At 73.7% G+C, this 9,064-nt stretch carries 9 protein-coding genes; 6 read left to right on the forward strand and 3 right to left on the reverse strand.

Annotated features, from left to right (window positions below):
• The 5 genes from DQW06_RS15405 to DQW06_RS15425 form a co-directional block, all read left to right on the forward strand.
• Positions 1-825 (forward strand): ABC transporter ATP-binding protein (locus tag DQW06_RS15405; protein ID WP_370449079.1); only part of this gene is annotated, 825 nt, incomplete at its 5' end.
• Positions 822-1,562, forward strand: coding sequence for an ABC transporter ATP-binding protein (locus DQW06_RS15410; RefSeq protein ID WP_013151099.1), 741 nt, complete (start codon positions 822-824; stop codon positions 1,560-1,562). The genes DQW06_RS15405 and DQW06_RS15410, both read left to right, overlap by 4 nt.
• On the forward strand, positions 1,559-2,458 hold the full coding sequence (locus DQW06_RS15415; protein WP_071620941.1) for a branched-chain amino acid ABC transporter permease: 900 nt from the start codon (positions 1,559-1,561) through the stop codon (positions 2,456-2,458). The genes DQW06_RS15410 and DQW06_RS15415 overlap by 4 nt, the downstream gene beginning before the upstream one ends.
• The gene (locus tag DQW06_RS15420) at positions 2,458-3,582 is read left to right on the forward strand and encodes a branched-chain amino acid ABC transporter permease (protein WP_117198771.1); all 1,125 of its coding nucleotides are present in this window, start codon (positions 2,458-2,460) and stop codon (positions 3,580-3,582) included. The genes DQW06_RS15415 and DQW06_RS15420 overlap by 1 nt, the downstream gene beginning before the upstream one ends.
• Positions 3,579-4,478: an alpha/beta fold hydrolase gene (locus DQW06_RS15425; RefSeq protein WP_117198773.1), complete on the forward strand. Its 900-nt coding sequence runs from the start codon at positions 3,579-3,581 to the stop codon at positions 4,476-4,478. Before DQW06_RS15420 ends, DQW06_RS15425 begins: the two co-directional genes overlap by 4 nt.
• Before the next feature lie 394 nt (positions 4,479-4,872).
• On the opposite strand, the gene DQW06_RS15430 is transcribed toward DQW06_RS15425, so the two are convergent.
• On the reverse strand, positions 4,873-5,682 hold the full coding sequence (locus tag DQW06_RS15430; protein ID WP_232833031.1) for an SDR family oxidoreductase: 810 nt from the start codon (positions 5,680-5,682) through the stop codon (positions 4,873-4,875).
• Positions 5,683-5,696: 14 nt separating this feature from the next.
• Here DQW06_RS15430 and DQW06_RS15435 point away from each other — a divergent pair, with 14 nt between their 5' ends.
• Positions 5,697-6,125 (forward strand): MarR family winged helix-turn-helix transcriptional regulator, encoded by a 429-nt coding sequence (locus tag DQW06_RS15435; RefSeq protein ID WP_071620944.1) that lies wholly within the window; start codon positions 5,697-5,699, stop codon positions 6,123-6,125.
• A gap of 90 nt (positions 6,126-6,215) precedes the next feature.
• On the opposite strand, the gene DQW06_RS15440 is transcribed toward DQW06_RS15435, so the two are convergent.
• On the reverse strand, positions 6,216-8,213 hold the full coding sequence (locus tag DQW06_RS15440) for a GAF domain-containing protein (protein WP_013151105.1): 1,998 nt from the start codon (positions 8,211-8,213) through the stop codon (positions 6,216-6,218).
• Positions 8,198-9,031: a 3-hydroxybutyrate dehydrogenase gene (locus tag DQW06_RS15445; protein WP_013151106.1), complete on the reverse strand. Its 834-nt coding sequence runs from the start codon at positions 9,029-9,031 to the stop codon at positions 8,198-8,200. Before DQW06_RS15445 ends, DQW06_RS15440 begins: the two co-directional genes overlap by 16 nt.
• Positions 9,032-9,064: the final 33 nt, after the last annotated feature.

Here is a 9,064-nt window from a genome sequence, read left to right on the forward strand (position 1 = left end):
CCCGCCGGACCCACCGAGCCCGCCGGACCCACCGGGACCGCTGTCGCCGAGGCCGTCGCCGCTCCTCCCGCCCCCGGCGCCGTCCCGGTCCTGGCCCTGGAGAACCTGACCTGGTCGGTCGGCGGCGCCCTCATCGTCGACGACGTCACCATGGCCGTGGACGAGGGAGAGTTCGTCGCACTCATCGGCCCCAACGGCGCGGGCAAGACCTCCCTGTTCAACCTGGTCTCCGGCCTCACCCGGCCCACCGGCGGCCGTGTCCGCCTCGCCGGGACCGACGTCACCCGCCACGCGCCCCACCGCCGCGCCCGGCTCGGCATGGGCCGCACCTTCCAGACCTCCAGCGTCTTCGGCGACCTCACCGTCGGCGCCAACGTCGGCCTGGCCGTCCAGGCCCGCACCGGGGAGTCGCGCCGCTTCTGGCGCCCGGCCACCCCCGACGGCGGACCCGGGGCCACCGCCGCCCTGGACCTGGTCCGCCTCTCCCACCGGGCCGACGCCCTCGCGGGCGACCTGTCCCACGGCGACAAGCGCAAGCTCGAACTCGCCCTCCTCCTGGCCCGCCGCCCCCGCCTCATCCTCCTGGACGAGCCCATGGCCGGGGTCAGCGCCGGGGAGGTCGGCGAACTCACCACCGTCATCCGGGACGTGCACCGCGAACAGGGCTGCACGGTCCTCATGGTCGAACACCACATGGAGGTGCTCCTCGACATGGCCGACCGCCTGGCCGTGATGCACCACGGCGCGCTGCTGGCCCTCACCGACCCGGACTCGGCCATGGCCGACCCCGAGGTGCAGGCCGCCTACCTCGGGGACGGGGCGTGAGCGCCGGGGGGCCGCTGCTGGAGGCGGCCGACCTGCACGTGTGGATCGAGGGCTCGCACATCCTCCAGGGCGTGTCCCTCACCGTGCCCGGCCGGGGCGTCACCGCGCTCCTGGGCCGCAACGGCGTCGGCAAGACCACCACAGTCAAGGCGCTGCTCGGCCTGGTGCCCCGCACCGGCCGGGTGTCCTTCGACGGCGCGGACATCACCGCCCGCCCCACGCACGCCATCGTCACCATGGGCATCGGCTACGTGCCCGAGGAGCGCGGCGTCTTCTCCGCGCTCACCGTCGCCGAGAACCTGCGCCTGGCCGAGCGCCGCCCCGGCCAACCGCGCTACGGCCTCGTCCACGAGCTGTTCCCCGAACTCCGCGAACGGGCCGACCAGCCCGCGGGCACCCTGTCCGGCGGCCAGCAGCAGATGCTCGCCATCGGCCGCGCCCTGCTCAACGACAACAAACTCCTCATCGTGGACGAGCCCACCAAGGGCCTCGCCCCCCGCATCGTCCGCGAGGTCGCCGACGCCGTCGCCCGCGCCGCCGAACAGGTGCCGGTCCTGCTCGTGGAGCAGAACCCGTCCCTGGTCCGGCGGGTGGCCGAACGGGCCGTGGTGCTCGACGCGGGCCGCGTGACCCACACCGGGCCCGCCCTGGAACTGCTCGACGACGCCGACCGCGTCCGCGAACTGCTGGGCGTCTCCCGCGCCGCCGCCGGAACCGAAGGGAGGCGGACCGCGTGAGCACCGTCGTCCTGCTCGCCATCACCGGGCTCGGCCTGGGAGCCCTGTACTTCCTCATCGCCTCCGGGCTCTCGCTCATCTTCGGCCTGATGGACGTGCTGAACTTCGCCCACGGCGCCTTCCTCGCCCTCGGCGCCTACGGCACGTGGTGGGCCGCCGGGCACCTGCCCGGGGCCGGGACGGACGGGTTCGGCTTCCTGCTCGCCGTCGCCTTCGGCGTCGGCGCGGGCACCCTGGCCGCCACCCTGGTCGAACTCTGCGTCATCCGCCCGCTCTACGGCAGGCACCGCGAGCAGATCCTCGCCACGGTCGGCCTCAGCCTGGCCGTCCCCGCGCTCATCCAGGCGGTCTGGGGAGCCGACCCGCTCACCTTCCCCAAGCCCGAACTGGTGAGCGGCACCGCGGCGGTCCTCGGCGTGAACATCCCCCGGGACCGGTTCCTGCTCATCCTGGCCGCCGCCGCCGTGTTCGCGGCCCTGTGGCTGTTCAACTCGCGCACCCGCTACGGGCTCGTCGTCCGGGCGGGCGTGCAGGACCGCGCCATGGTCACCGCGCTGGGCATCGACGTGCGCAGGTCGTTCACGCTGGTGTTCGCCATCGGCGGCGCCGCCGCGGCACTGGCCGGGGCCCTGGGCGGACTGTACTTCGGCGTGGTCACCCCCACCCAGGGGATGTCCCTGCTGGTCTTCGCCTTCATCGTCGTGGTGATCGGCGGCACCGCCTCGCTCACGGGCTGCGCGATCGCCGCCGTCGCGGTCGGACTCATCCAGCAGTTCGCCAACTACTACACCGTCGCCGGGCTCGGCGACATCGCCGTGGTCATCGTCCTGGCGCTCGTGCTGCTCACCAGGCAGGGCGGTCTGACCGCGAAGAAGTCAGCGGAGAGGGTGGCATGATGACCGACACCGACGTGGCCACCCGGTCCTCCCGGGGCCCCGAGTCCCCCGGAGCGGCCTCCGGGGGGAGCGCGCGCGGGCGCCGCCTGCCCCGCTGGGCGGTCCCGGTCGCCGTCCTGGCGGTGGCGCTCTGCCTGCCCTTCTCCACCCTGCGGATCCCGGTGCTGTTCGAGGGCGCCCTCAACAGCCCGCCGACCCTGCACCTGCTGGCGTTCTGCCTGGTCTTCGGCGGCCTGGCCACCAGCTACGACCTGCTGTACGGCAGGGTGGGCCTGCTCTCCTTCGGCCACGCCCTCTACTTCGCCTGCGGTGCCTACACCGCCGCCCTGCTCATGCGGGTGGTCGAACTCCCGCTCCTGTGGGCGGCGCCGGTCGCCGTCGTGGGCGGCACCCTGCTGTCCCTGCTCCTCGGCGCGGTCTCGCTGCGGGTCAACGGCATCGCCCTGGCCATGGTCACCCTCGCCTTCGCCCAGGCCGGGTCGATCCTCGTCTCCCGAGACCCCGGACGCCTGACCGGCGGCGAGGAGGGGCTGTCCCTCGACACCGACAGGGTCCCGGACGCGTTCGTGGGCGTGGCCAACACCGTCAACCTGTACTGGGCGGCCGTCGCCTTCGCCGCGTTCTCCGTCGGCGTGGTGTGGTGGCTGACCTCCTCCCCCGTCGGCCGCGTCTGGCGGGGCATCCGCGCCAACGAGCAGCGCGTCGCCGTCCTCGGGGTCAACCCCTACCCCTACAAGCTGGCGGCGTTCACCGTCGGAGGCGGCCTGGCCTCCCTGGGCGGTGTCGCCTACCTCCTCGTCACCGGGGGCGTCACCCCCGGCATCACCACCGCCGAGTTCACCCTCACCCTGCTGGTCATGGTGGCCCTGGGCGGCGCGGGCACCCGCTGGGGGCCGCTGCTGGGCGCCGCCCTGTACACCTACGCCGACCACCGCCTCCTCCAGCTGGGCGGCTCCGAGGCCTTCGCCGCCCTGCCCGCGTGGATCGCCGCGCCGCTGTCCCAGCCCCTGTTCATCCTCGGCACGCTGTTCGTGCTGATGGTGTTCTTCTTCCCCGGCGGTCTCGTCGCCCTCCCCGGGCGCGTCCGCTCGGCCCTACGCGACAGGAAGGCCGCACGGACATGACCGACGTCTGGACCGATGGGGACGAGTACACCGTCCCCGTCCCCGGAGGAGACCTCGCCGTCACCCGCTGGGGCGGCCGTTCCACGACCCCCGTCCTGGCCGTCCACGGCATCACCGCCAACGGCCACTCGTTCGCCCGCGTGGCCGCGGAGCTGGACGGGACCGGCCTGATCGCCCCCGACCTGCGCGGACGCGGCCTCAGCGGACACCTGGGCGGTCCGCGCGGGCTGGTCGCGCACGCCGACGACATGATCGCCGTGCTCGACGCCCACGGAGTGGGGGCGACCGTCCTGGTCGGCCACTCCATGGGCGCGTTCGTGGCCTGCCTGGCCGCCGTCCGCCACCCCGACCGGGTGTCGGGGCTGCTGCTGGTCGACGGCGGGTACGGGCTGCCCGTCCCGCCGGGGACCGACATCGACACCGTGCTCGGGCCCGCCACGGCCCGTCTGCGCATGACCTTCGAGGGCCCCGACCACTACCGGGAGTTCTGGCGGGGGCATCCGGCCTTCGCCGGGCGCTGGAACACCTGGACCGACCACTACGTCCTGCGCGACCTGGTGGGGGAACCGCCCGCCATGCGCTCGGCCTGCGACGAGGAGGCCGTGCGCGCGGACGGGGCCCAGGTCCTGGCCGACCCGGACGCGCTCGGCGCCGTCCACCGGCTGCCCTGCCCCGCCCGCCTGCTGTGGACGGCGCGGGGGCTCCTGGACGACAGTCCGGGGCTGTACACGCCCGAGCGCCTCGCCGGGCTGCCCGAGGGCGTGGTGACCGTCGAGCTGCCCGACGACAACCACTACAGCCCGCTGTTCTCCCCGACCGCCGGTCTGGTCGCCGAGCACGTCCGCGCGCTGGTCAGGGCCGTCGCCCCCGGTGTTCCTCGGCGGTCGGCTCGGTAGGTCCTTCGGGGTCGACCGCCGAGGCGGGGCCGCGCCTGGTCGGATGCCGGGGGCGGCGAGGTGGAGTCGGCAGGCGCGGTCCAGTGCGTCCGCGGGGGTGCCTGCGGCGCTGCCGGTGGTCAGCGGGGAGTCTTCGCAGCGGTCTCTGCTGGCCAGGCAGAGGGGGGAGCCCCACCTGCCGACGGCGCCCGCATAGCGCAGCCGCATCAGCTTGTCCCGTGCGCCATGGGCCGGTCCCGCCTCGACGTACCTCGATCGGCCTGTCCGCCCCGCCTGTTGCCGCTGTCCGTCCACTCACCCTGCGTGCTGCCGAGCGCGAGCGGCTGGAACTGATGGCCTACGGCCACAAGACTGAGTACCGGCTGCGGATGCGCGCGCGGGCTGCCAGGGCACCTCAGAAGAGGCCGCCGCTTGCGTGGATGGTCTGGCCGTTGATCCACGCGCCCTCGTCCGAGACCAGGAACGCGACCACCGATGCGATGTCGGCCGGCTCGCCCAGGCGGCCGAGGGGCGTCTGGCTACGGATGGACGCGGCCACGTCAGCCGGCATCTGAGCTTGCAGGGCCTCGGTGCGGGTAGCGCCGGGCAACACGCTGTTCACCGTGATCCCGCGCGGTCCGAGCTCGTGTGCCGCCGTCCGGGCCAGTTGCTCAGCTGCCGCTTTACTCGCGGCGTAGAGGCCCGCGCCGGGATGCGCCACGACGGTCGCACCGCTGGAGATCACGACGACCCGCCCACCGTGGCGCATGTGGAGTACGGCCTCCTTCAGGGCTCTGAAGACGGGCCGGGTGTTGATGGCGAAGTGCAGATCCAAGTCCTCGTCCGTGGCATCCGCCAGGGACGTGGGGCGCGCCATCCCCGTATTGCTGACGAGGACATCCAGCCCGCCGTACTCCGCGACGGCCGTCTTGACCAGGGAGCTCAGCTGCGTCGCGTCGCGCACATCGGCTCGCACCGCGGTGGCCCGTCCGCCCGCACGCTCGACGGCGGCCACGGCGTCCTTCGCCGCGACCGCGTCCGAGTGGTAGTTGACGATCACCCGCGCTCCATCCGCCCCCAACCGTTCGGCGACAGCGCGCCCGATCCCCCGGGACGCTCCCGTCACGACCGCGACCTTGCTGTTCATGCGTATGCCCGAGCCTCTCGAAAGGTGATGATGTCGATAGGTGAGATGCTCTCCTAAATTGTCGATGAAGTCAATCATCTAGACTGTCCCCCATGACCTCGCATGCCCTTGCCGCCGCCGTGACCACGCTGCACCGCGAGGCCGCCGCCCTCTACGCGCTCATCGGGCGCGAGTTCGGCCTGACCACTCAGCAGGCCCAGCTGCTGTGCGTCCTGACTTCCGATCGGCCGTCCTTCAGCGAACTGGCCGCCACTCTCGGCTGCGACAGGACCAATGTCACCGGCATGATCGACCGGCTGGAGAGGCGGGGGCTGCTGGCGAGGGAGCGCGACAGCGAGGACCGCAGGGTGCATCGCGTAACGGCCACCCAGGAGGGCGAACAGCTGATCGCGCGCCTACGGGATCGCTTCGCCGAATCGGTCGCCGACCGGTTCAGCCGTCTCACACCCGAGGAACATGACCGCCTCGCCGCCCTGGCGACCGCACTCACCCCCGGAACAGCACCGAACTCGAAACACTGATGGCCCTGGTCGGCGAACCGGCCGCTCCACGCCACCCCCCTGCGGCGCACCGCCGCTGTGCGCTCCACGGGCGCGGGGTTCGCGGCCCGCTCAACCGCCGTTCTGGTCGCCCAGCAGGTCCACGCCCCGGTCCAGCAGGCCGTGCAGGTGCAGGGCCAGCTGGAGCTCCAGCGCCCGGCCGGGACGCTGCCAGTCCGCCCCGATCAGCTGACCGATCCGCTCCAGGCGCTGCGCCACCGTGTTCACGTGGATGTGCAGGTCCTCCTTGGCGCGCGACAGGTTGCCCCCGGCGGCGAAGTACGCCCGCAGAGTCTCCACCAGCAGCGTTCCCCGCCTGGCGTCGTACTCCAGCAGCGGCCCGAGCGTCGCCGACACGAACCCCGGCACGTCCCGGTCCTGGCTCAGCAGCAGCCCCGAGAACCCCAGGTCCCCCGTGGTCGCCACGTCCCCCTCCCGTCCCAGCGCACGCAGCGTCTGGAGGCACCGGGCCGCCTCGGCGAACGCGTCCCCGAACGAGGCCGGACCGGCCGTCGGACCGGCCAGCCCCGCCGTCACCGGGCCGTTCACCGCACCCGACAGCTCGTCGGCCACCCGTCGGCCCACCGCCGACGGGTCCCTCCCGGGCAGCGCCAGCACCAGGCGGCCCGACCGGCTCCCGGCCAGTCCCCCGGTGGTCTCCGCGACGTGGGTCGCCGCCGAGCGCAACCGCCCCGGGTCCCCGCCCGGGGCCTCGGCCACCACCAGCACGTGCGGCGCGTCCAGGTCCGCGTGCAGCAGCGCGGCCCGCTGGCGCAGCGAAACCGGATCGCGCGCGGGCACCTCCAACAGCTCGTCCAGCAGGTCCCCGCGCAGCCTGTGCTCGGTCTCGCTCACCGAACGCCGGATGAGCAGCAGCAGCGCCGTCACCATCGCCGACCGCTCCAGGACGCGCTGGTCGGTGGAGTCCAGCTCCACCCCGCGCAGCACCAGCGTTCCCAGCGGCTCGGTCCCGGCCGCCGCCGTCGCCACCCACGCCCGGCCCGCCCGCACCGCGCGGCCGCTGGCCAGCGACGAGCGCACCGCCTCGGCCAGGTCCCCGTCGCCCGCGTCCCACGGGACACCCTCCCGCACCACACCCTCCGGGCTGGCGGTCACCGAGGAGTCCGAGGTCGCGTCGTGGATCAGCACCGTGCCGCCCAGCACCTCGGCCACCGCCGCCGCGACCTCGCGCACGCCGCCGCCCCGCAGCACCAGGTCGGTCAACCGGTCGTGCGCCGCCGCCGACCGCTCCACCGACGCCGTGTGCCGCTGCAACCGCTCGTTGACGGTGTGCAGCTCGTCCAGGGCACGCCGGGTGTCGTCGATGAGGTTCGCGCTGTCGATCGCGATCGCCGCGTGCGCGGCCAGCGACGACAGCAGCGCCACCTCCGAGTGGGCGAAGGGGCGCTCGCGCCGGTTGGCGGCGAACAGCACGCCCACGTCGCGTCCGTTCATCTTCAGCGGCACGCCCAGGATGGCCACCAGGCCCTCGTCGCGCACCGCGTGGTCGATGTTCTCCGCGTGCGTGAACCGGGGATCGGCGAAGTAGTTCGCCGTCACGTACGGCAGGGCCGTGGTCGCCACCAGCCCGCCCAACCCCTTGCCCGGGGCCAGCCGCAACCGCTGGAACGCCGCCGACACCGACCCCGACGTCACCCGCATGTACGTGCCGCCCGCCTCCGGGTCGCTCAGCGTCAGGTACGCGGTGTCGGTGCCCAGCAGGTTGCGGGCCCGCTCCACGATCGCCTGGAGCACCTGGTCCAGACTGCGCATGCCCGCCAGGTCGTTGGCGGTCTCGAACAGCGCGCCCAGTTCCGACTCGCGCCGCCGCCGGTCGCGCATCACCGACCGCACCCGCAGCGCCGTCATCTTCGCGGCCTCCAGGGCGGCGACCACCTCCGGGTCGTCCCCGCGCGCCCGCGCGCGCAGCACCGGGCGCTCGTACTCCACGGCCGGGGCGTCGCGCAGCAGCAGGTCCAGGAACAGGGCCTGGCCGTCGGCGCCCGCGGCGCCGTCGTCGGCGGGGACACCGGTCGAACCGGACGTGGTGGTGTTCAGCTCGCGCTCCATGCTCCGTCCACGGGCAGGGAGGCGCCGTTGACGAACGACGCGTCCTCACCGCACAGGTAGGCGACCAGCTCGGCGACCTCGGAGGGCTCGATCAGCCGCTTGAGCGGGCTCCGGGCCAGCAGGACCTCCGAGAGCACCCGCTCCTCCGGAATGCCGTGCGCCGCCGCCTGGTCGGCGATCTGCCTCTCCACCAGCGGGGTGCGCACGTATCCGGGGTTCACACAGTTGGAGGTCACCCCGTGTGCGGCGCCCTCCAGGGCCACCACCTTCGAGAAGCCCTCCAGGCCGTGCTTGGCGGTCACGTAGGCCGACTTGTAGGCCGAGGCGCGCAGCCCGTGCACCGAGGAGATGTTGACGACGCGACCCCACCCCCGTGCGTACATGTGTGGCAGGGCGCCGCGCACCACGCGGAACGGCGACTCGACCATGAGACGAAGGATGAGGGAGAAACGCTCCGGAGGGAAGTCCTGGACGGGCGCGACCGTCTGGACGCCCGCGTTGTTGACCACGACGTCCGCGCCCCGCGCGGCCTCCTCGGCGGCGTCCAGGTCGGTCAGATCCAGCTCCACCGCCTCGCCGACGCCCCGGTCGGCCAGTTCGTCCAGGGCCCGCCCGTCGAGGTCGACCATCCGGACCCGGGCTCCGGCGTCCGCCAGGCGCAGGGCGCACGCCCTGCCGATGCCGCTGGCCGCACCGGTCACCAGCGCGGTCCTTCCGGTGAGGTCGACCCGGGTGGTGCGGGGGTTCCCCGCCGTTCCGGGAACGGGGGGCCGGGTGGCCTGCCGCGCCGTGCCCGACGGGAACTCGTGCGTCGTCATGGAAGCAAACTAGGCGCGCCTCCGCGAGCGGGG

The organism is Nocardiopsis sp. TNDT3 (assembly GCF_003427465.1).
Lineage (GTDB): Bacteria > Actinomycetota > Actinomycetes > Streptosporangiales > Streptosporangiaceae > Nocardiopsis > Nocardiopsis dassonvillei.

Excerpts from the sequence above, each read along its gene's own strand:
- DQW06_RS15420 (WP_117198771.1), top strand. The coding sequence starts at position 2,458 with ATGACCGACACCGACGTGGCCACCCGGTCCTCCCGGGGCCCCGAGTCC.
- DQW06_RS15425 (WP_117198773.1), top strand. The coding sequence starts at position 3,579 with ATGACCGACGTCTGGACCGATGGGGACGAGTACACCGTCCCCGTCCCC.
- DQW06_RS15430 (WP_232833031.1), bottom strand. The coding sequence starts at position 5,682 with ATGATTGACTTCATCGACAATTTAGGAGAGCATCTCACCTATCGACAT.
- DQW06_RS15435 (WP_071620944.1), top strand. The coding sequence starts at position 5,697 with ATGACCTCGCATGCCCTTGCCGCCGCCGTGACCACGCTGCACCGCGAG.
- DQW06_RS15440 (WP_013151105.1), bottom strand. The coding sequence starts at position 8,213 with ATGGAGCGCGAGCTGAACACCACCACGTCCGGTTCGACCGGTGTCCCC.
- DQW06_RS15445 (WP_013151106.1), bottom strand. The coding sequence starts at position 9,031 with ATGACGACGCACGAGTTCCCGTCGGGCACGGCGCGGCAGGCCACCCGG.